At 76.3% G+C, this 20843-nt stretch carries 18 protein-coding genes; 15 read left to right on the top strand and 3 right to left on the bottom strand.

Features of this window, described 5'->3' with window-relative positions; genetic code table 11:
* Positions 1–86 precede the first annotated feature (86 nt).
* The 3 genes from AB0E05_RS14195 to AB0E05_RS14185 are packed head-to-tail and all read left to right on the top strand — an operon-like array spanning position 87 to position 3668.
* Positions 87–1166 (top strand): cation diffusion facilitator family transporter, encoded by a 1080-nt coding sequence (locus AB0E05_RS14195; RefSeq protein WP_361962873.1) that lies wholly within the window; start codon positions 87–89, stop codon positions 1164–1166.
* A gap of 57 nt (positions 1167–1223) precedes the next feature.
* Complete coding sequence (locus tag AB0E05_RS14190) at positions 1224–1631, top strand: hypothetical protein (protein WP_361962871.1); 408 nt, start codon at positions 1224–1226, stop codon at positions 1629–1631.
* A gap of 3 nt (positions 1632–1634) precedes the next feature.
* Positions 1635–3668: a caspase family protein gene (locus AB0E05_RS14185; RefSeq protein WP_361962869.1), complete on the top strand. Its 2034-nt coding sequence runs from the start codon at positions 1635–1637 to the stop codon at positions 3666–3668.
* Positions 3669–3764: 96 nt separating this feature from the next.
* On the opposite strand, the gene AB0E05_RS14180 is transcribed toward AB0E05_RS14185, so the two are convergent.
* Positions 3765–5021 (bottom strand): hypothetical protein, encoded by a 1257-nt coding sequence (locus AB0E05_RS14180; RefSeq protein ID WP_361962867.1) that lies wholly within the window; start codon positions 5019–5021, stop codon positions 3765–3767.
* Positions 5022–5167: 146 nt separating this feature from the next.
* Between AB0E05_RS14180 and AB0E05_RS14175 the strand changes: the two genes are divergently transcribed.
* The 11 genes from AB0E05_RS14175 (at position 5168) to AB0E05_RS14125 (ending at position 18117) form a co-directional block, all read left to right on the top strand.
* Positions 5168–6148, top strand: coding sequence for an ABC transporter substrate-binding protein (locus AB0E05_RS14175; protein WP_361962865.1), 981 nt, complete (start codon positions 5168–5170; stop codon positions 6146–6148).
* Between the two features lie 77 nt (positions 6149–6225).
* Positions 6226–7116 carry an iron ABC transporter permease gene (locus AB0E05_RS14170; protein ID WP_361963055.1) on the top strand — a complete coding sequence of 297 codons (891 nt, stop codon included), beginning with the start codon at positions 6226–6228 and terminating at the stop codon, positions 7114–7116.
* Positions 7113–8117 (top strand): iron ABC transporter permease, encoded by a 1005-nt coding sequence (locus AB0E05_RS14165; protein WP_361962862.1) that lies wholly within the window; start codon positions 7113–7115, stop codon positions 8115–8117. The genes AB0E05_RS14170 and AB0E05_RS14165 overlap by 4 nt, the downstream gene beginning before the upstream one ends.
* Positions 8118–8185: 68 nt before the next feature.
* Positions 8186–9055 carry an ABC transporter ATP-binding protein gene (locus AB0E05_RS14160; RefSeq protein WP_361962860.1) on the top strand — a complete coding sequence of 290 codons (870 nt, stop codon included), beginning with the start codon at positions 8186–8188 and terminating at the stop codon, positions 9053–9055.
* Between the two features lie 71 nt (positions 9056–9126).
* Entirely contained in the window at positions 9127–9282 is a 156-nt protein-coding gene (gene amiA / locus AB0E05_RS14155) for a streptamidine family RiPP (RefSeq protein ID WP_361962857.1), read from the top strand.
* Positions 9283–9462: 180 nt separating this feature from the next.
* Positions 9463–10365, top strand: a complete 903-nt coding sequence (locus tag AB0E05_RS14150; protein WP_361962855.1) for a hypothetical protein — start codon at positions 9463–9465, stop codon at positions 10363–10365.
* Positions 10365–11921: a CocE/NonD family hydrolase gene (locus AB0E05_RS14145; protein ID WP_361963053.1), complete on the top strand. Its 1557-nt coding sequence runs from the start codon at positions 10365–10367 to the stop codon at positions 11919–11921. Before AB0E05_RS14150 ends, AB0E05_RS14145 begins: the two co-directional genes overlap by 1 nt.
* On the top strand, positions 11918–13303 hold the full coding sequence (locus tag AB0E05_RS14140) for a YcaO-like family protein (protein WP_361962853.1): 1386 nt from the start codon (positions 11918–11920) through the stop codon (positions 13301–13303). Before AB0E05_RS14145 ends, AB0E05_RS14140 begins: the two co-directional genes overlap by 4 nt.
* Before the next feature lies 1 nt (position 13304).
* On the top strand, positions 13305–14639 hold the full coding sequence (locus AB0E05_RS14135; RefSeq protein ID WP_361962851.1) for a nitroreductase: 1335 nt from the start codon (positions 13305–13307) through the stop codon (positions 14637–14639).
* Positions 14636–16357: an ABC transporter ATP-binding protein gene (locus tag AB0E05_RS14130; RefSeq protein WP_361962849.1), complete on the top strand. Its 1722-nt coding sequence runs from the start codon at positions 14636–14638 to the stop codon at positions 16355–16357. The genes AB0E05_RS14135 and AB0E05_RS14130 overlap by 4 nt, the downstream gene beginning before the upstream one ends.
* A complete protein-coding gene (locus tag AB0E05_RS14125; protein ID WP_361962847.1) occupies positions 16354–18117 on the top strand; it encodes an ABC transporter ATP-binding protein in 1764 nt (587 codons plus the stop codon). The genes AB0E05_RS14130 and AB0E05_RS14125 overlap by 4 nt, the downstream gene beginning before the upstream one ends.
* Here AB0E05_RS14125 and AB0E05_RS14120 read toward each other — a convergent pair.
* Complete coding sequence (locus AB0E05_RS14120; RefSeq protein ID WP_361962845.1) at positions 18092–18595, bottom strand: universal stress protein; 504 nt, start codon at positions 18593–18595, stop codon at positions 18092–18094. The two genes, AB0E05_RS14125 and AB0E05_RS14120, sit on opposite strands and share 26 nt — an antisense overlap.
* A 40-nt stretch (positions 18596–18635) precedes the next feature.
* Complete coding sequence (locus tag AB0E05_RS14115) at positions 18636–19913, bottom strand: SLC13 family permease (protein ID WP_361962843.1); 1278 nt, start codon at positions 19911–19913, stop codon at positions 18636–18638.
* 156 nt (positions 19914–20069) lie between these two features.
* Between AB0E05_RS14115 and AB0E05_RS14110 the strand changes: the two genes are divergently transcribed.
* On the top strand, positions 20070–20636 hold the full coding sequence (locus AB0E05_RS14110) for a DUF4291 domain-containing protein (RefSeq protein WP_361962841.1): 567 nt from the start codon (positions 20070–20072) through the stop codon (positions 20634–20636).
* Positions 20637–20843: the final 207 nt, after the last annotated feature.

Below are 20843 nucleotides of genomic sequence, written 5' to 3'. Positions count from 1 at the left end.
ACCGGGCAACTGCAACCGCATCGCACCTGGTCAGCCCCGGTAGGACGGCAGTAGCCGCAACGGGGTCCACCTGCCATGGTGGTGCCATGGCAGCCCCTCGCAGCCCGGCACACCACCATCGGACGCGACACCGGCTAGCGCACCTCTTCGCGCCGCACGGCCACGCAACGGCCGACCGCGTCGACCCCGCCATGGAGACCTCGCGCGAAGGACTGCGCACCCTGTGGCTCTCCCTCGCCGTCCTCGGCGCGACGGCAGCGCTCCAGGCTGTCGTCGTGGCGCTGTCCGGCTCGGTCGCCCTGCTGGGCGACACCATCCACAACGCCGCCGACGCCCTGACCGCGGTCCCGCTCGGCGTCGCCTTCCTGCTGGGGCGCCGGGCGGCCACCCGCAGCCACACCTACGGCTACGGCCGCGCCGAAGACGTCGCGGGCGTCGTGATCGTGCTGGCGATCGCGGCGTCCGCGGCGCTCGCCGCCGTACAGGCGCTCGACCGGCTGTTCGACCCCCGGGACGTCAGCCACCTCCCCGCGGTCGCCGCCGCGGCCCTGATCGGCTTCGCGGGCAACGAGTGGGTGGCCCGCTACCGCATCCGCACCGGACGCCGGATCGGCTCGGCCGCCCTGGTCGCCGACGGACTGCACGCCCGCTCCGACGGCTTCACCTCCCTCGCCGTCCTGCTCGGCGCGGGCGGCGCGGCCCTCGGCTGGCGCTGGGCCGACCCCGTCGTGGGCCTGCTGATCACCCTGGCGATCCTGTTCGTGCTGCGGGACGCCGCCCGCGAGGTCTTCCACCGGCTGATGGACCGCGTCGACCCCCGTCTGGTGGCCGATGCCGAGCAGGCGCTGCGCTCCGTCAACGGCGTCCGCGACGTGGGGCGCGTACGGCTGCGCTGGGTCGGTCACGGGCTGCGCGGCGAGGTCGACATCGTCGTCGACCCGTACCTGACCGTCGTCCGGGCCCACGCCCTCGCGGTCGCCGCCGAGCACGCGCTGATCCACGCGGTGCCCCGGCTGACCGCGGCCACCGTCCACGTCGACCACACGCCCGTCACCGGTGACCCGCACGCCCCACTGGACCATCACCACGACGGTGCGAAGCCTTGGGCGCCCGGGCCGCCGCCCACCCATCGGCACGATGCGCCCGCACACCGGGAGCCGGTGTGACAGGCTCGACGGAAGCGGCCGTTCGGGCGGGCCGGAAGTGCTCAGGGGGGCATGGGGATGCTGCTGACGATCGAGGTGTCCGACCCGGACGAGGGCCCGGCGCTGCGGGACCTCTTCCGCTGGCTCAGGGACGACGAAGACGTGCCCGGCGAGGTGAGTCTGGCCGCCGCACCGGTGCCGGGCGCCATGAGCAGCGGCCTGGACGTCATCAACGTGGTCCTGACCCACGCCGTCGGAGCGGCCAACCTGGCGCTCGCGTACGTCGGTTGGCGCACCGCCCGCCGCAGCCGCGCCGTCCTCACCTTCACCCGGCCCTCCGACGGGCTGACCGTGACCGTGGACGGCGGCTCGGACGAAACGGTCCGCGCGCTCGTCGACGCCCTGACCGTCCCGCCGGAAGAGGCACCGGCACCGGACCCCGGTGACCCCGCGGCCCCCGACGGGGCAGCCCCCGGGGCGCCCTGACCGATGGAACTCGCCGACCCGCAGGGCTCGTACGCCGTCCTCATCGGTTCCGCCACCTACGCCGCACCCGACCTCGAGGACCTGCCCGCCGTGGCGCAGAACCTCGACGGCCTCGGACAGCTCCTGGAGGACCCCACCGTGTGGGGCCTGCCGCCCGACCACTGCACCCGACTCACCGACCCCGCCTCGTCCCGGGAGTTCCTGGACGCCGTACGCGCGGCGGCCCGACGGGCCACGGACACCCTGGTCGTGTACTACGCGGGACACGGCCTGCGCGGTCCCGACGTCGACGGCCTGCTGCTCGCCCTGTCCTCCACCGACCCCGAACGCCCCTGTACGTCGGTCGACTTCGACGCCCTGCGCCGGGAGGTGCTGGAAGCCGACCGCAAGGTGAACAAGGTCGTCATCCTCGACTGCTGCTACGGCGGAGTGGCGATGACCGGCGGCATGGGCGGCTCCCACGGCGTGGACGGCAGCAGCGGGGTGACCGTCGCCGAGCAGACCCGCATCGCCGGCAGCTACCTGCTCACCGCGTGCGCGGCCAACCGCCAGGCGCTGTCACCCCCGGGCGAGCGGCACACCGCCTTCACGGGCGAACTCATCCGTCTGCTCGACCGGGGCCTGCCCGGCGTGGGACCCGTGATCGGCGCCCCCGCCCTCTACGACCACCTGCTCGGCGAACTGCGCGCCAAGGGTCGCCCCCTCCCGCAGCAACGGCTGAGCAACACGGGCCGCTCCCTGGCCTTCGTCCGCAATAGGTACGGTCTGGTCGACCCGCGCCGCCCGGCCCCGCCGTCACCGGCCTCGACGGCGGTGCCCGAGCGACTGCGGGCCGCGCTGCACGCCCGGCCCCGGGCACTCGCCGAGCACGCGGCCCGACTGCGGGACACGGACCCCGACGCCGCCGCCGAACTGCTGGAGCTGGCCGCCGCCACCCGTCCCGCGCAGGAGGTGGCGACCCTGGTGTGGGTGCTGCGGGAGCAGGGGCGCGCGGACGAGGCGGACGCGGTGCTGACCGGGGCCGCCGAGCAGCGGGCCCCGGTCGACCTCGCCGCGGGCATCAGCGCGCTGCACGCCCTGGACGACGCCGAGGACGCGGCACGCCTGCGGCGCGCGATCGCGAGCCGGGCCCCCGAGGACGTCGCCGGCGTGATCCGTGCCCTGCGGGCGGCCGAGCAGGAAGACGACGCGCACGTCGTGCTGACGGCCGCCATCGACCAACTGCGCACGACGGAGGAGATCCTCGGCTTCGCCGGCGCGCTCTGGTCGGCCCAGTTGGACGAGCAGGCCCAACGGGTGCTCGCCGCCGCGCCGACGCCCTCGCCGCGGGAGGCGGTCCGGCTGGCACAGGCGCTCCTCGCCATCGAACGGGTCACGGAAGCCCTCGACATCTACGGTCGGCACTCCGTCCTGGTCACCCTGAGTCCTGAGGAACTGGTGCGGGTGCTGGTCGTCATGGAGCAGTCGGGCCGCCGCTCCGCCACGGACGAACTGCTGCGGGCCGCCGTCGACGCGTACACGACGGTCGAGAAGATCGCCGCGCTGTGCGAGGCGCTGTGGGCGGCCGGCATGGACGACCGCACCAGAGGGACGCTGGAGCGGGCGGCGGTGACCCTCTCCGTCGACGAGGTCGGCGCCCTCGCCGAGGCGCTGCACGCCCGGGGGCACGAGGACGCGCTGCTGCGGCTGTTCACCGCGGCAGCGCTCGGCCACCCTGTCGCCCGCACCCCCGGACTGGTCCGCACCCTGCGCTCGATGGGCCGCCCGCTGGACGCGGAACGCCTGCTGGGGGCCGCCGCCTCCCGCCCGGTCTCGGACGTGGCCCGACGTCGTCGAACTGCTGGTCCGCTTGGACAGGCTCGGTCTCACCGCCTGCGCGCACAGCGTCCTCGACGGTGCCGGCTGGATGTTCTCCGAACTGCTCCAGAGCTTCGTTCGTGCACTGGTGGACCGTGGATTGAAGGAGTACGCGACGTACGCCGTCCTGCGGCACGGGCACCGGCTGCGCCCGGCCCAGCGCGCAGAGCTGGCGGCTGAAGTGGAGCTTCCGCAGGCCCCGCCGGAGCAGCCGCCGCGGCCCCGCGGCTGGTCGCGCCTGCGCAAGCGCGGCGGCTGAGCGCCCGCGGGCCCGGCTCACCGGCCCACCGGGTCGTCCGCTGCGCCGTCGCCCGGTGCCACCAGCGCCAGGTGGCCCCCGTCGTCGAGCGGGGTCGGTACGTGCAGCGTGCCGAGCACGGTGGCGCGGGCCGCGTCGAGGAGGTGGATCTCGCCGTGGCCGCCGCGGGAGACGGCCACCAGGTCGTGGGCCGGTGACGCGGCGATCGCCCGGCGCTGCACCCCGTCCCAGGGCGTGCCGCCCGGCCGGGGCGCCCCGGCCATCGGCGGCAGGGGCACCCGGGCGGTGACGCGCGCCGCCGCCGGGTCGACCAGGACGACCTCGTCGCCGTCGGGGTGGACCCGGGCGAAGGCGATGCGGCGGGCGGTGACGGCGAGACGGAAGACGAGCCCGGGGCCGAGGGGGATCCGCCCACCGCGCCCGGTGTCCAGCTGGTGCCACCAGGCGCAGTTGGACCACTGCGGCCATGCGCCGGGGTCGGCGGGGCCGCCGCGGACGCACGACCAGAGCGTGCGCCGTACCGGGTCCAGCCGCAGGTAGTAGCCCCGGCCCTGGCCGCGCCAGGTCAGCGGGGGCTCCAGAGCGAGCCCGTTCGGCGTGCGGCGGGCGCGGTGCACACCGGAGCCGGCTGCCGCGAACAGCCGGCCCGTGACCGGGTCGTGGGCGTCCCCGTGGCCGTCGTCGTCGGACAGCGCCACCTCGGCGAGGGGCGAAACGGGCGGGCAGGAGGGGACCGCCGCCAGCAGGTCCCCGAAGCGGTACGCGGCCAGCGCGCCCGGCTCGCGGTGGCGCAGGACGACGAGGGCGTCCGGCGCGGTCGACGGATCGGGCGGGGCCAGCAGCGTGACGCCCGGCTCTCCGACCCGGGTGCGGACCCGGACCGCCCGGGGGCCGTCCTCGGCACCGAGGTCCACGGCGGTCAGCAGATCGCTCCACGGCTCCTCGTTGTGGCCGAGCCCCGTGGTGACGGCGACCAGCCGGCCCGAGGGGTCGACGGCCAGGTGCTCGGCGGGCGTGGCGACGGGGGCGGTGGCCGCGACGAGGGGCCGGCCGTGGTCGGGGCCGTACGGATCGAGGACGACGAGTTCCCCGGCCCGGTCGTCGACGAAGGCGCTGAGGTCCCCGGGCAGGGCGAGGAATCCGGCGTGCTCCGCGAGGTGCCGGCCCGGCACGGAGCCGGTCGTCACTCCGCTCGGCAGGTCCAACACCCGTATTCCGCCAGCGCGTTGGTCGGCTACGAGGAGTCGGGGCGGTAGGGCTTCGGTGCGGGTCACGGTGAGTCTCCCCAGGGCTGATGAACACAGATTTATTGGAAATGATTATCATGTGGCGCATTGTCGTGGTGGCGGTCGACCCGTCATGTCGCGATGCGACAAAACCGACAAAAAACATAAAAAATAGCGAAGGGGATGGATTGCGAATGGTGCGTACACGTGCCTGGACGGTGCGCCGTTGGCTCGCCACGGCCGTCATCGGGGGCCTGCTGGTGGGCTGCGGCACCACCGACGACGAGGACGGCAAGGCCGAGGCGGGGAAGAAGACCGATGTGCGCGTCGCCCCGATAGCGGCGGCGCGCAGCGTCACGGACGTCCACAAGGTGACTGTGAGCACGCCCAAGCCACCAGAACGCGTGGTGTGCCTGGTGGCGCTCTGCGACGACATGCTCGCCGAGTTGGGCATGACCCCCGTCGCCACCAACTCCGACCTGCTCGGCCACCCCGGCTTCCTCGGCAAGGAGGCGGCGGCGAAGATCCCCAAGATCCCCGGCGGCTTCCTCAGTCCCGAGGTCGAAGCGGTCCTCTCGCACCGCCCCGACCTGGTCATCGGCCTCACGGACACCCACGGAAAGCTCGCCCCGGCGCTCAAGGGTGCCACCGTCTTCTGGCCCGTACGGCCAGGCAGTTGGGAGGAGAGCGTGCGCTACCTGCGGGACCTCGCCGCCCTCACCGGCCGCACCGGGCAGGGCGAGGGCGCCGAACGGGCGTTCCGGGAGAAGCTGGCCGCCGCCGAGAAGAAGCCCAGCGACCGCACCAGCCTGATCATCTTCGGCAGCGACGAGAACTTCGGCGTCGCCACCCCCGGGACCGACGTCACCGCGGGCCTCTTCCCCAAGCTGTCGCACTACCCCTGGAAGGGCCGCGGCGTCGAGGGCGGCTACAGCCTGGAGGAGATCCTCGCCCGCGAGGTCGACGTGCTCTTCGTGGAGACGCTGACCTTCGGCGGCCCCGCCGGCGCCGACGACTCCCTGGCGAAGAAGCTCGCCGCCAACCCGCTGTGGAAGCGCATCCCCGCGGTCAAGAACGGCGAGGTCCACGAGGTCGACGCGGAAGTCTGGGCCAAGGGCCGGGGCACCCGGTCCCTCGGCATCGTCCTCGACGAGGCCACGGCGAAACTGCGGTGAGCCGCGCCCTCGCCCTGGTCGGCGGGGCGCTGCTGCTCGCCTGCTACGGCCTCACCCTCGGTACGCCGCAGGTTCCGGTGACCGAGCTGGCCGGCGAGTTCGTGGTGACCGAGCTGCGGCTGCCCCGGCTCGTCCTCGCGCTCGTCGCCGGCGCTTGCCTCGGCGCCGCCGGGCTCGTCCTCCAGGAGGCGCTGCGCAACGCGCTCGCCGTACCGGAGTTGCTCGGCGTCTCCTCCGGGGCCGCGCTCGGCGTCGCCGCCCCGCTGGTGCTCGCCCTCTCGGTGCCGCTGGCCCTCCAGCCGTTCCTCGCGATCGGCGGCGCGGCCCTGGGCGGGGCGCTCACCCTGCTCGCGGCCGGCGCCGCCCGCAGCCCGTCCGCCGTGCTGCTCGCCGGCGCCGCGATCACCGCGGCGCTCCAGTCCGCGCTGCTGGTGCTGATGGTCCTCGCCGACCAACTCGACCTCCAGCTGATCTACCGGTACCTGCTGGGCAGCCTGTCCGCCCGCACCTGGGACGACGTCACCGGGCTCGCGCCGTGGCTGGTGGTCGCCGTGCCCGCGCTGGTGCTCACCGCGCCCGTGCTGTCGGTGCTGCGGCTCGGCGACGACGACGCGCGCGCCCTCGGCGTACGCGTGCACCGCGCCCGCGTCGCGGCGCTCGCCGTCGCGGTCGTCCTGATCGCCCCCGTCGTCGCGGTCTGCGGGCCGGTCGCCTGGGTCGGCTTTCTCGCGCCGGCGCTCGCCCGCCGGCTGCGGCCCACCGCCGACGCGGTGCGGCTGCTGCCCTGGTCGGTGGCGTTCGGCGCCTCGGTGGTGGCCCTGGCCGATCTGCCCGCGCGCCTCGCGCTCGCCCCGGTGGAGACCCCGGTCGGCGCCTGGACGGCGCTCTTCGGCGTCCCCGCGGGCGTCCTGCTGCTCAAACGCCGTGCCCCGCGCGGCGCCAAGAGCACGGAAGGGGCCGCCGTATGAAGCGGCTGGTGCTGCTGTGCGCCCTGGTCCTCCTGGTGGGGTGCGTCGATCTGGTGGTGGGGCGCGCCGCGGGCCCCGCGCAGGTGTGGGACGTGCTGACGGGCGGTGGCGACGCGCTGACCCGCCATGTGGTCGGGGAGTTGCGGCTGCCGCGCGCACTGGTCGCCCTCGGCGCCGGGGCCAGTCTCGGGGTCGCCGGCATCGTGCTCCAGTCCGCGCTGCGCAACGCGCTCGCCGGACCCGAGGTCACCGGCGTCACCCCGGGCGCCGTGCTCGGCGCGGTCGCCGCCACCGGGGCCGGGCTCGCCGGTTGGTGGTCACCGGCTTCCGTGGTCGTCGCCGCCGTCGCCGGCGGCTTCGCCGGCGCGGGCCTGCTGTGGCTGCTCGCCGGCCGACAGCGGACCGATCCGCACGACGCCGCGATCCACGGCGTGTTGGTCTCCGCGGCGCTCACCGGCCTCACCGCGATGGTGCTGCTGGTCGCCCCGGGAGAGCTGGGCAGCGTGGTGCAGTGGCTCGTCGGCTCCACCGAGGGCCGGGTCTGGGACCACTGGACGCTGCTGTGGCCGTGGGCCGCGCTGTGGCTGCTCGCCGCCTGGTCGCTGGCGGTGCCGCTGACCCTGCTGCGGCTGGGCGAGGACCAGGCCGCGGCCTTGGGCCTGCGCCCCGGTCGTGCCCGACTGGCCGCCCTGGTCTGCGCGGTGGCCCTCACCGCGGGTGCGGTCGCCGCCGTCGGGGCGCTCGGATTCGTCGGACTGCTGGTGCCGCACCTGGCGTTCGCGCTGTTCGGCGCGGACCTGCGGACGGCGCTGCCCGGCGCGGCGCTGCTGGGCGCCGCCGTCGTGACCGGCGCGGACGCCGCCGCACAGGGCCTGTCGCGGATGCTGACCCACGTCCTGGACGCGGACCGGCTGAGCGTGCCGACGGGCGCATTGACGACGTGTGCGGGCGCACTGGTGCTGCTGGTGGTCGCCCGCCGGACGACGGGGGAGGGGACGTGAGCGAACGCAGGGCCCTTGAGGCACGCGCCACGGCGCATCGACGGAAGAACGTGACGAAGAACGGGACGATGAACGAGCAAGTACCGGACGAGCAAGTACCGGACGAGCAAGGGCCGCACGGGACGGACGCACCCGCGGTGATCCGCGCGCAGTCGGTGGAGTTCGGCTACCCGGGCCGCGCCGTCCTGCGCGGCGTGGACCTGTCCGTACGGGCGGGTGAATCCGTCGCCCTGGTCGGGCTGAACGGCTGTGGCAAGAGCACCCTGCTCCGGCTGTGCGCGGGCCTGCTGCGCCCCACCGGAGGCAGGATCCTGCTCGGCGGCGACGACCTCGCCCGGCTCTCCCGGCGCACGGCCGCCCGCCGCGTCGCCCTGCTGCACCAGTCGTCCCCGCCCGTCGCCGGCATGACGGTGCGCCAACTGGTGCGCCAGGGCCGGTACGCGGACCGCGGGCCGCTCGGGATGCTGCGCGACGCCGACGACGGGGTCTGCGCCCGCGCCCTGGCGGACGTCGGGGTCGCCGACTGGGCCGACCGGCTGGTGGAGTCCCTGTCGGGCGGGGAGCGGCAGCGCGTACGGCTGGCGATGGCGCTCGCCCAGGACACCCGGGTGCTGCTGCTCGACGAACCGACGACCTATCTCGACCTGCGGCACCAGCTCGACGTGCTGTCGACGGTGGCCAGGCTGCGCCGGGAGCGGGACCTGACCGTGGTGATGGTCCTTCACGACCTGGGTCAGGCAGCGCGGTTCAGCGATCGGATCGTGGCCCTGCGCGACGGCCGGGTGCACGCCGACGGGCCTCCGGCCCGGGTCGTCACCCCCGAGTTGTTGGCCGAAGTCTTCGGCGTCGTGGGCCGGGTGGGCACCGATCCCGGTGGCGGGTGGCCGGTGTGTTACCCGGATCACTCCCTTCCGCACCCAACAGCTATTGCGGAATGAAAATCATATTCATTAGTGTCGAGGGGTGCTCGCAACCGCGGGTGCACGAACAACGGAAAGGGATCCATCTCATGGAGCAGCACAAGGTGTTCGCCCCGGTCGCCGACCCGGCCCAGCTCGCCCACCTGTCCGCCACCCACTCCAACGCGCTCGTCGACAACCCGTTCGACGCCGCTGCGGACGGCGTCGAGGCGGACGCGGCCGTCGAGGCGAACGCCGCCAAGTAACGGCGACCGGGCCGGGACGCCGCGCCGAGGACGGCTGACCGTCCTTGGACACCGACGCAGGTGACCCGACCCGGACCCCGCCGGGGCCGCCCCAGCCGTGCTTCCCCCGGGCGGCCCCGGTTCCACCCCCCCCGTACGCCGTTGAGTTCCGTCCCGCCGTCTCAGTTGAGGAGTCCCGCGTTGAACACCCCCCGTCTCGTCCCCGGTGCCGCCCTGGTGGCCGTGCCCGGTCGGGGCCTCGCGCTGCGGACGCCCGACGGGGCGTTCCTGCGGGTGGACACCGGCGAGGTGCCCGCGGCGGATCTGCTGCGGCTGTTCGCCGGTGCTGACAGCGCTGACAGTGCAGACAAAGCAGACAGCGGCGCCGGTGAAGCCGACGCACCGCACGACGCAACCGGCGCCCTCGACCAGTTGGTGGCGGCCTTCCAGGACGCCGGATACGCCACGACGCACCCGCCCCGCGACCCCACCGCCTCCCGCCCCCCGCTCGCCGGCACCACCCTCCTCCTGCTGGGCGACCGGGTGTTGACCGAACCCGTCGCCCGGCTCGCTGCCGACGCCGGCGCACGACCGGAACCCGTCGACCCCGACCGCCTCACCGCCCGCGCCCGTGCGGCCGGCCCCCGCTGCGCCGTCGTCTGGTGCCTGGACCGGCCCGTACCCCCCGGACTGTGGGACGCCGCGGACGCGCTCGCCCGCGACGGCGTCGCGTGGCTGCGCTGCCACCGGGAGGGCGCCCACGCCTGGGTGGAGCCCGCGGCCTTCGACGCCGACGGGGTGACCTCGGCCGACGTCCGTCTGCGCAGGCTCGCGGCGACCCCCGCGCACCGTGAACTCGACGCCTACTGGGCCGCGCCGCACGAGCGCGACGGGGCCGGACACACCGCGGTCACCGCGGCGTACACGGCCGCCCTGCTCGTCGGCGACCTCGTCGCCGGCATCGACGACCCGGCCGGGCGTGCGACCGCGCCCCGACGCTTCCTGCTCCGCCGACTGGACTTGCGGGACCTCACCCTCACCACCCACCCCGTCCTCCCGGTGCCCGCGTGCACCCCGATGCCCGCCACCGCGGCGGCGCCGTGATGCGCACCGTCCACGTGCCCGTGCACGGGAGCCGGCTCGCCACCGACGTCCACCTGCCGCCGGCGGGGCAAGCGGGCCGGCACCCCGCCGTCGTGATCCGCACCCCCTACGGCCGCGGCAGCCACACCGCGGAGGCGTGCGCCTGGGCGGCGCGCGGCTTCGCCGTCGTCGTCCAGGACGTCCGCGGCCGGCACGGCTCCGCCCGCCGCGGCGGACCGGGGGAGTGGCGCCCGTTCGCACACGAGGCCGCCGACGGCACCGCCACCGTGCGCTGGGTGCGGACACGCCCCTGGAGCGACGGCCGGATCGTCGCCGTCGGGGCGTCGTACGCCGCCTACTGCGCGCTCGTCGCCGTCACGGGGGACCGCACCACGCCCGCGCCGCCGGCCGCCGAGGCGCCCGACGCGGTCATCGCGGCCGTGCCCGCGCTCGGCACCGCCGAGGTCGCCCGGGAACGATCCGGCGTGGAGCGGCTGCTCGGGCGCGCCGGCTGGTGGGCGGCGCACGGCGACCGCAGCGACTCCGACCCGACGGCGCTGGACGTACGGCTGGCCCGTGCCCCGGAGTTGCTGGCGCACCTGCCGGTGGCGACGCTGCCCGACCGGCTCGGCCGGCCCCTGCCGTCCTGGCGCGGGGTCTGGGACGCCCGCCGCGAGGACCTCGTGATCGCCCGCGCCGCCGCCGCCCGCGTCCCCCTGCTCGCCGTCGGCGGCACCCACGACCCGTTCGCCACCGACACCCTCGCCCTGTGGCGCCGTTGGGGCGGGCCCGCGCGGCTCCTCGTCGGCCCGTGGGGGCACGCGCTGACCGCCGACCCGGGGCCCGGCGCACAGCACCACATCGCGGTGGGCGAGACGTACGCGCGCTGGGCGCGGGCCGCGTGCGACGGCGCCCTGCGGCAGGGCTCCCACGGCGTCGTCGCGCTCGCCGGCACCCCCCGTTGGTACCGGGCCGACGGCGTCGTACCGGTGGGCGACGCCCGGGCGTACCGCTTCGACGACGCCCGCGGCGTACGCCTGCTGCACGGCCCGACGTTCCTCGCGGACCCCCACCGCCCGGTCCGCTCCGACGACCTGCGGATCGACCCCGACCGCGCCGACCGGGCCCTGCTCGTCACCGAACCGCTCACCCGGCCCATGGACCTGCTCGGGCCCGCGTCCGCGCTGCTGCGCGCCGAGGCCACCACGCCGTGCGCCGACTGGTTCGTCCGCCTCGTCGCCCTCGACGCCAACGGCCGCGCCGAACCGGTCGCCGTGGGCAGCGCCCGCACCGCACGCCCCGCGCGAAACGGTGCGGCCCTCCGCGTCGTCCGCGTCGACCTGGGGTTCCTCGCCCGCCGACTGCCCATCGCCACCCGGCTGCGGATCGAGGTCGCCGGACACCACTTCCCGGCCCACGCCCGCAACCCGCACACCGGGGAGGACCCCGTGACCGCCGTCCGGCTCGCTCCCTCCCGGCGCATCGTGCACACCGGCGGCAGCGCGCTGCTGCTGCCCGCCGCCCGACTGCACCGCGCCGACGCCGTAGCCGACCCCAGCGAAGAGATATGCACATGACGACGACCACGCCCGTGAACCCGCCGCTCGCCCTCGACCACCTCGTGGACCCCGTCTGCGGCGTCGTCCGCGACGTCGCCCCCGTGCCGCACCCGGACGGGGCGCCGCCCCGCTACACCGCGATGACCGCGAACGTCTCCGACGCCCGCCGCTTCGGCGGCTGGCCCGCCGACCGGGTGTCGCTCGGCACCACCTTCGGCGACGCCGACGGCGCCCGGCTCGCCGCCGTCGCCGAGGCCGTGGAGCGCTACTGCGGCAACCGCCTGGCGCCCCCCGGCCACCCCGCCGCACCCCGGCTCGCCACCGCCGCAGAACTCACCGCCGAAGGAGGGCGGGTGTACGGGCCCGGCGAGGTGCCCGCGTACGCCGACTGGCAGTACCACCGGCCCGGCTTCCCCTACCGCCCCCTCACCCCCGACACCGAGGCCCTGTGGGCGCCGGCGGACGACGCGGGGCAGCCCTGCTGGGCGCCGGTCTCCCTCACCCACCTCAACTGGCGGCAGGGGCAGTGGCGCCGACTGCCCCGCACCCACCACCTCAACTACGCGGGCATCGCCACCGGGGCGGGCTTCGCCGACGCCGTCGAACGCGGCCTCCTCGAAGTCGTCGAGCGCGACGCGCTGGAGCTGTGGTGGCACCTGGACGGACCCACCCGCGGCATCGACCTCGCCTCGGTGCCCGGGCTCCTCGACGACCTCGCGGGGTGCGACCTCGACGTGCACGCCGTCGAAATGCCGTCCGAGTTCGCGCCCTGCATGGCCGCCCTCGTCCACGACCGCGAACGGGGCCTGTACGCGGCCGGGTTCGCCTGCCGCCACGACCCCGCCGAAGCCGTCCGCAAGGCCGTCCTCGAAGCCGTGCACACCTGGGTCTTCACCCAGGGCACCACCGAGCCCGACGGCTGGGTCTTCCAGGCCGTCGAAGCCGGGCTGCTGGCCCGCGGCCTGTACCTCGACCACCGTCCCGACCGGCGCTACCTCGACGCCTGCGGCGAGGACTTCGCCGCCGTCCGCGACCTCGGCGCCCACGTGCAGGTCTGGCTCGACCCGCGGACCGCACCGCTCGCCCGCCGCTTCACCGATCCCGCCCTCGGCACCGTGCCCGTCGACGCCGTCCGACCCGGCAGCCGCGCCCTGCTGGACGCCCGACTCGCCGCCGCCGGACACCGCGTCCTCACCCTCGACCTGACCACCGAGGACGTGGCGCTCACCGAACTGCGGGTGGCCCGCGTCCTGGTCACCGGACTGGTGCCGAACGCCCCCGCCGCCTTCGGCTACTTCGGCTGCCCGCGCTTCGCCGCAGCCGCCCTGGAACGCGGCTGGCGCACCGAACGCCCCATCGCCCCCGCGGACTTCACCCTCGCACCACCGCCCCACATGTGAGATGACGACGATGCCGACGCCGCTCGCCGCCGCACTGCTGCGGGCCCGCTCCCACGAGGCCCCCGGACCGGACCTGCCGCACCGCCCCGCGACCGTGCCCGCCCCGCGCGGGCTGCCCGTGCCCCTCGCCCTGGACCCGCTGCTGCGGCACTCCCTGGCCGGCGGCCGGCGGCGACCCGTGCCCTCCGCGGGCGCGCTGCACCCCGTACGCGTACGGCTGTTGGCCGGCAGCGGCTCCGGAGTGCCGCCCGGGCAGTACGCGTACGACCCGCGCACCCACCACCTCCACCCCCTCGGGCCGGCACCCCGACCCGCGCCACCGGGCGCCTTCGCGGTCGTCGGCGTGGCGCCCGAAGCCACCGTCGCGCACTACCGCCACCGGGCCTGGCCGCTGACGCTGCTCGATGCCGGGCACGCGGTCGCCGCGCTCGTCGCCGCCGGGGCCTCGGCGTACTGCCTCGACCTGGCCGCCGACGGCCTGCCGGCCGCACCCACCGGAACAGGCGGTGGCATCCTCGGGGAGACGGCCGGCGCCGTCCCCCTCGCCGTCGTCCGCCTCACCCGCACCGGGGTCCTCAGCTCCTGGCCGAACCGCGCCGCGGCCGGCCAAGCCGGCGCCGCGCGGCACCCGGCCGACGGCCACCACCCGGACCTCGCGCAGGCCCGCGACGCCCTGACGCTGGTGGCCGCGGCCGGCAGCCGGCACGGCACCTGGCGCACCGCGCCCCCGCGGGCGCCCCTCTCGGTGGTCCTGCGTCGCCGCAGCGCCCCGCTCACCACCCTCGCCGCCGCACGCCGGCCCGACGACGACGCCCTCGGACACGTCCTCGCCGCGGCCCGGGCCGCGGCGACGGGCGGGCCGCGCTGGTACGTCGCCGTCGGCGGCGACCGACCGGGGCTGCTGACGGCCCGCACCAGGGGAGCGGCCGGGCTGCGCACCGTCGCCACCGGCCCCGTCCTGCCGACGCTCGCCGCCTGGGCCGCAGGACAGGGATGGCTCGCACGGACCGGCGCCGTGCTGCTGGCCGTCGGCTGTCCCACCGGCGCACCGCCCGCCCGCGTCCGCCGGGACCACCTGCTCGCCGGCTACGGCGTGGGCCACGCCCATCTGGCCGCCACCGCGCTCGGCCTGTCCGCCCGGCCCGTCGGATCGTGGCAGTGCGCCGACCTGGGCGCGGCCATCGGCGGGACCGCCGGCGACGGCTGGGTGCTGCACGCCCTCGCCCTCGGCGCGCCCCCACGACGACGCAGCCCCGCCCCCGTCCCCGACGTCAGCCGGCGCGACGGCCCCGCCGTCCCCGGCCCCCGGACAGCAGAGGAACACCACGCCGCATGATGCTCCACCCTGAACTCGTCCGCGCCGCCCGCACCGCGGGCCGCCCGCTCGCCCGGGCCACGGCGCTGCTGGTGGCGGTGGCCGCCACCCACGTCGCCCAGGCCGTGCTCCTCGCGCTGGCGCTCGCCGACATCGCCCGCGGCGCGAGCGGTCGCCTGCCTGCCCTGCTCGCCGGCGTCGGGGCGAGCGTGCTGCTGCGCGCCGTGCTCACCCAGGTGCAGCGGCACCTGGCGCTGACCGCGGGCGCGGCGGTACGGATCACCCTGCGCGACCAGTTGCTGCAACGGCTCGGCGCGCTCGGGCCGGCGCGCACGGCCGACGACCGGGCCGGGGCGCTGCGCGCCGTCCTCGTCGACGGAGTCGAAGGCGTCGACGCGTACGTCTCCCGCTATCTGCCCCAACTGGCCGTCACCCTCGCCCTGCCGCCGCTGCTGCTGGTCGCCGTCGCCGCCGTGGAGCCGTGGGCCGCCCTCGCGCTCGGACCCGCCCTCGTCCTCGCGCTCTTCGCGCCCCGCTGGTGGGACGGCCTGCTCGCACGGCGCGGCCAACAGCACTGGGGCGCGTACGAGGCGCTCTCCGCCGACTACTTGGAAGCCCTCCAGGGCATGCCGACGCTTCGGGCGGCCGGCGCCGTCGGGCGGACCCGCGGCCGGCTCGCGCGTCGCTCGGACGCCCTGCACCGGGCCACCGTCGCCAAGCTCCGCGTCTCCCTCGTCGACACCGGCATCACGGACCTCGCCGTGCAGGGCGGCACCGTGGCCGCCGCCCTCGTCGCCTGCTGGTCCGCCGCCTCCGGGCAGACCGCCGCCGCCACCACCTATCTGCTGCTGATGCTGGCTTCCGAGTGCTTCCGGCCGGTGCGCGACCTCACCCGCGAATGGCACGCCGGCTACCTCGGCGTCTCCGCCGCCGACGGCATCGCCGCCCTGCGCACCGCCCGCGCCGGCGTGCCCGACGCCGGCACCCGGCCCGCCAAGTGGACCAGCGCACCCGCCGTCCGCTTCGAGGACGTGCACGTCACCCACCCCGGCGCGGCCCGGCCCGCCCTGGCCGGCGTCAGCTTCACCGCCCCCGCCGGGCGCACCACCGCGATCGTCGGACCCTCGGGAGCGGGCAAGTCCACCCTCCTCGGCCTGCTGGTGCGCCACCGCGACCCGGACCGGGGCCGCGTCCTGGTCGGCTCCGCGCCCACCACCGCGTACGCCCTCGACGAACTGCGCCGCGGCATCGCCGTCGTCTCCCAGGACACCTACCTGTTCCACGCCTCCGTCGCCGACAACCTCCGCCTCGCCCGGCCCCTGGCCGGCGACGACGAGCTGCACGCCGCGGCCCGCGCCGCCGGCGTCCACGAGGAGATCCTGCGGCTGCCCGAGGGGTACGCGACCGTCGTCGGCGAACGCGGCGCCACGCTCTCCGGCGGCCAGCGCCAACGCGTCGCGCTCGCCCGCGCCCTGCTCGCCGACGCGCCGATCCTGGTGCTCGACGAGGCGACCAGCGCCGTCGACGAGCGCCGGGAGGCCGGGATCGTACGGGAGTTGCTGACCGCGGCCCGGGGCCGCACCTGTCTGGTCGTCGCCCACCGGCTGGCGTCGGTGCGCCACGCGGACCGCATCGTCGTCCTCGACCAGGGCACGGTCGAGGCCACCGGCGAGCACTCCGGCTTGCTGGCGGCCGGCGGCGTCTACGCCCGGCTGGCGAAGGCGGGGCAGGCGGCATGACGCACCCGGTCGCCCCCACCGACGCGCCGCCGACGCGCTCGGTGGATCCCGTACCGCAGCGCGGCTCGCTCCGCTTCCTGCTGCCCGTCCTGCTCGCCCACCGGGCCACCACCGCCCGCACCGTGCTGGCCGCGCTGCTCGGCCAGGCGGCGCTCGTCGCCCTGGTCACCCTGGCCGCCCACACCGTGGGCTCCGCCGTGGCCCACCGGGAGGCGCCCGCCGCCTCCACCGTCCTCGCCCTGATCGGCCTGGTCGTGCTGCGGGCCGTGGCGACCTGGTGGGAGATGGACCTCTCGCACGACCTCGCCTACCGCGTCCTCGCCGAACTGCGCATCCGGGTGTACGACGGGCTCGCCCGCAGCGCCCCGGCGCGGGTGGAGGGGCGCGACAGCGGCGACCTGGCGTCGGCCGCCCTCGCCGACGTGGAGGCGCTGGAGTTCTTCTACGCCCACGCGGTCGCCCAACTCGCCGCCACCGCAGCCGTGTTCGGCGGGGGAGTGGGCGTCATCGCCGCCGTCGAACCGGGCCTGGTGCCGCCCGTGCTGCTCGCCGCGGCGGTCCTGGCACTGCTGCCGCTCGTCGACGAACGCGCCGGGCGGGCCGCGCGGGCGGCCCGCACCCGGGCCGCCGCGGCCCGGCTCTCCGCCCGGGCCGTCGAAGCCGTCGACGGACTGCGGGAACTCCTCGCCTTCGGGGCGCTGGGGCGGATGCGGGAGGGGCTGCGCGCCGACGGCACCGCGCTCGGCGCGGCCCAACGCTCCGAGCAGTCCTGGGAGGCGAAGGCGGGCGCCGTGCGCGACCTGCTGGTGGTGGCCGCGGTCGTCGCGGTCGTCGCCGTCGCCGCCGACGCCCGGGCCGGCGCGGCCTGGGCCCCGGCCGCGATGGCGCTCGCCCTGGGCTCCCTCGCCCCGGTCGCCGACGCGAGCGCCGCACTCGGTCAGGCGAGCGGACTGCGCGCCGCCGCCAGCAGGGTGCGGGCGGCGGTGAGCGCGCCCGCGCTCGCCCCCGAGGCGCCCCAGCCCCGTTCCGTACCCGCCGGCCCGCTCGGCGTACGGCTGCGCGGGGTGCACTTCGCGTACGGCACGGGCCCGGTCCTCGACGGCGTCGACCTGCACGTGCCCGCGGGGCGGCGGCTCGCCCTGGTCGGCGCTTCCGGCGCCGGCAAGTCGACCTGTGCGCACCTGGTGGCCCGGTTCTGGGACCCGGCGCGCGGCCACGTCGAACTCGTCGCCGCCGACGGCACCGCCGTGGACGTGCGCGACGTCGCCGACGCCGACCTGCGGCGCACGGTCGCCGTCGTCGGCCAGGACGCCCCGCTCTTCCACGGCACCCTCGCCGAGAACCTGCGGCTCGCCGCCCCCGAAGCGGACGACGCGGAGCTGTGGGCCGTCGCCGCGGCCACCGGCGTCGACCGGATCGCCGGGGAACTTCCCGAGGGCTACGGCACGGTCGTCGGCGAGCGCGGCGCCACCCTCTCCGGCGGCCAGCGGGCCCGGGTCGCCCTCGCCCGCGCCCTTCTCACCCGGCCCCGGGTGCTCGTCCTGGACGAGACGACGGCCATGCTCGACGGGGTGGGCGACGCGGAGGTCCTGGCGGCGCTGCCGCACTGCACGGTGCTGCTGATCGCCCACCGGCCCGCCACGATCCGACGGGCCGAGCGGATAGCGGTCCTCGCCGACGGCCGGGTGGTGCAGGAAGGCACCTGGAGCGAACTCGCCGCCCGCCCCGGACCGTTCACGGACGTCGTGAACCGGGGCTGACGGGCGGCCGGCCCGGCGGGGGGCCCGGCCACACCAACAGGACGGCCGACGGCGCGTGGTCGACGACGAACCGGGTCGCGGGACCGAGGCTGTGCGGCCCGGGCCGGTCCCGGCCGCCGTCCCGAGCGCAGACGAGCAGATCGGCCTCCTCGGCCGCGGCCACCACCTCCCGCTCGGGCCGGCCGGTGCGGGACACCAGGGTGCAGGGCATGCCCAACCGCTCCTGCGCCGCGGTCAGCAACCGCCGCGACGAGGCCAGCGCCAACTCCGCGACCTCCTCGGCGGGCCCCGGCGGACGGTGCCCGGGCGGCGGTGTGCGGCCCAGCAGACCGGCGTACGCGCCGCGGGCCGCCTCCGCCGTCTGCGCATCCGTGACGTGCAGCAACACCGTCCGCTCCGCCGCGCCCGCGGGCGCCCGCGCGGCGTCCACGCACGCCGGCCAGGTGCCCTCCACGATCCAGACGAGGACGACGCTCACACACGGCTCCGATCGGGTGTTGACCAGGTGCGCCCGCGGATCACGGGCCGAGCACGGCCAGCGACGCCCACAGGGCCACGGTCGACAGTACGAGCGCGGCGGGGACCGTGAGCAGCCCCAGTCGGGTGAACTCCCCGATGCCCGCATCCGCCTTCACGCCGCTCGCCGCGGAGTGCGCCTGGACGATCCGCCGCCACAGCAGGGTCGCCAACGACCCGGCATAGGTGAGGTTGGGGCCGATGTTCACCCCCAGCAGCACCGCGAGGACCGCGGCCGGGCCCGCGGGCGCCACCAGCGGCAGCAGGACCAGCGTCGCGGGCAGGTTGTTCAGCACGTTCGCGAGGACGGCGGCGAGGGCGGCGAGGCCGAGGAGCGCGGTGAGACCCGTACCCGAAGGGACCAGGGGGCCCAGTACGTCCCCGAGCCCGGTCTCCACCGCGCCGCGCACCACCACGCCCAGGGCGAGCACGAACGCGAGGAACGGCAGCGCCGCGGCCCCCACCAGCGCGCGCGGGGTCGTGCGGCGCCGGACGAGCGCCCGGGCCGCCAACACCGCAGCCCCGGCCGCCGCCGCCCACACCGGCTCGACGCCCAGCGCCGAGAGGACCACGAACCCGGCCAGCGTGGCGAGCACGGTCAGCAGGGCGAAGCGCGGCACGGGCACCCGCTCGTCCGCCGCGGGCCCGGGGCCCGTGAGCGGAGCGCTCAGGTCCGCGGCGAAGAACCGGCGGAAGACCGCGTACTCCACGGCGATCGCCACCAGCCACGGCAGCAGCATCAGCGCGGCGAACCGGGTGAAGGACAGCCCGCTCGCGGTGAACGCCAACAGGTTCGTCAGATTCGACACCGGCAACAGCAGGGACGCGGTGTTCGCCAGGTGCGTGCAGGCGTACACGTGCGGCTTCGGCCGGGCGCCCAGCCGGGCGGCGGTCGCGAACACCACGGGCGTCAGCAACACCACCGTCGCGTCCAGACTGAGCACGGCCGTCACCGCCGACGCCAACACGAACACCTGCCCGAGCAGGGACCCCCGTCGCCGCGACGCACGCGCCGCCCAGGCCCCGCACGCCCGGAACAGCCCCTCCTCGTCGCACAGGTGCGCCAGCACCAGCACGGCGGCGAGGAAGCCCACCACCGGCGCCAACTCCGCCACTTCGGCGGCGGCGCCGGCCGGTGAGAGCGCCCCGACCGCGAGCACGACGCCCGCCGCCGGCACGGCGACCACGGCCTCCGGCCATCCCCGGGGACGGACCACGGCCCAGCCGAGGACCACGGCCAACAGCACCACGGACACGGCACACGCGAAGCCGTCGTTCATCGGCCCGCTCTCCCTCGGCCCGCCGCCGCCACCTGCGACGACGGCAGAACTGTTCCCGTCACGCGGTGACCCTAAGGGCTGCACCGCCCGCCGTCGCGCCGCCGGGCGCGAAAATTCGTTCGCCCTGGTGGCGCCAGCGCTGGCAGGGTGCGGCGCATGGTGTCACAGCGTCAGATACGAGCCGATTTCGACGCCCGGACGATCGTCGTCTACCAGGCGTACGCGCCGGCCGTCGCGGAGCCCGCCGTACGGGCCCAGCGGTTCGTGCCGCCGTTCTCGTTCTCCCGGATGACCTGGATCAAGCCCTCCTTCCGGTGGTTGATGCACCGCAGCAACTGGGCCGGCAAGTCAGGGCAGACCCGCATCCTCGCGGTGCGCATCACCCGTAAGGGCTGGGAGGAGGCCCTGGCGCGAGCCGTGCTCACCACCGGCGACCCGGCCCGCCTCGCGGACGCCGAGGTGCACGTCCAGTGGGACCCGGAACGGTCGCTGCGCGGAGCCGCGCTGAACCACTACAGCATCCAGGTCGGCGTCGGCCGCTCCCTGGTGCGCACCTACGCCGAGGAGTGGGTCACCCAGATCACGGACATCACGCTCCAGGCCGTCAAGATCGGCCGGCTGGTGCAGTCGGGCCAGTCCGCGAAGGCACAGCGCCTCCTCCCGCCGGAGCGGCTCTATCCCCTCCCGGCGACCATCGGCGCGCACCTGTCCGTCGACGGTTGACGATGCGGTTGCCCCGGCGGGCGCGGTCCCGCCGTGGGCGGCTGGGCCATTGTGGCGTCCTCGGCTCGGTGGTGGGCTGGTCGCCGACGCCATCACCGCACACTCATGACGGTGGGATCGCGCCTGCCTGGCAACCGCATCGCCACGGGTGACACGGGCGCGTTGACGGTTCGTTGAGCGTTCGCTGACACGGTCGTCCTACGTTGG

It is taken from the genome of Streptomyces sp. NPDC048057 (genome assembly GCF_040653095.1).
Classification (GTDB): domain Bacteria; phylum Actinomycetota; class Actinomycetes; order Streptomycetales; family Streptomycetaceae; genus Streptomyces.
This window is presented reverse-complemented; position numbering and strand designations above follow the sequence as displayed.

Bases quoted from the DNA above. Each gene is read 5' to 3' on its own strand.
- AB0E05_RS14115 (WP_361962843.1), bottom strand. From the start codon at position 19,913: ATGAACGACGGCTTCGCGTGTGCCGTGTCCGTGGTGCTGTTGGCCGTG.
- AB0E05_RS14140 (WP_361962853.1), top strand. From the start codon at position 11,918: ATGACGACGACCACGCCCGTGAACCCGCCGCTCGCCCTCGACCACCTC.
- AB0E05_RS14195 (WP_361962873.1), top strand. From the start codon at position 87: ATGGCAGCCCCTCGCAGCCCGGCACACCACCATCGGACGCGACACCGG.
- AB0E05_RS14135 (WP_361962851.1), top strand. From the start codon at position 13,305: ATGACGACGATGCCGACGCCGCTCGCCGCCGCACTGCTGCGGGCCCGC.
- AB0E05_RS14165 (WP_361962862.1), top strand. From the start codon at position 7,113: ATGAAGCGGCTGGTGCTGCTGTGCGCCCTGGTCCTCCTGGTGGGGTGC.
- amiA (WP_361962857.1), top strand. From the start codon at position 9,127: ATGGAGCAGCACAAGGTGTTCGCCCCGGTCGCCGACCCGGCCCAGCTC.
- AB0E05_RS14175 (WP_361962865.1), top strand. From the start codon at position 5,168: ATGGTGCGTACACGTGCCTGGACGGTGCGCCGTTGGCTCGCCACGGCC.
- AB0E05_RS14145 (WP_361963053.1), top strand. From the start codon at position 10,365: ATGCGCACCGTCCACGTGCCCGTGCACGGGAGCCGGCTCGCCACCGAC.
- AB0E05_RS14130 (WP_361962849.1), top strand. From the start codon at position 14,636: ATGATGCTCCACCCTGAACTCGTCCGCGCCGCCCGCACCGCGGGCCGC.
- AB0E05_RS14190 (WP_361962871.1), top strand. From the start codon at position 1,224: ATGCTGCTGACGATCGAGGTGTCCGACCCGGACGAGGGCCCGGCGCTG.
- AB0E05_RS14160 (WP_361962860.1), top strand. From the start codon at position 8,186: ATGAACGAGCAAGTACCGGACGAGCAAGTACCGGACGAGCAAGGGCCG.
- AB0E05_RS14125 (WP_361962847.1), top strand. From the start codon at position 16,354: ATGACGCACCCGGTCGCCCCCACCGACGCGCCGCCGACGCGCTCGGTG.
- AB0E05_RS14185 (WP_361962869.1), top strand. From the start codon at position 1,635: ATGGAACTCGCCGACCCGCAGGGCTCGTACGCCGTCCTCATCGGTTCC.
- AB0E05_RS14110 (WP_361962841.1), top strand. From the start codon at position 20,070: ATGGTGTCACAGCGTCAGATACGAGCCGATTTCGACGCCCGGACGATC.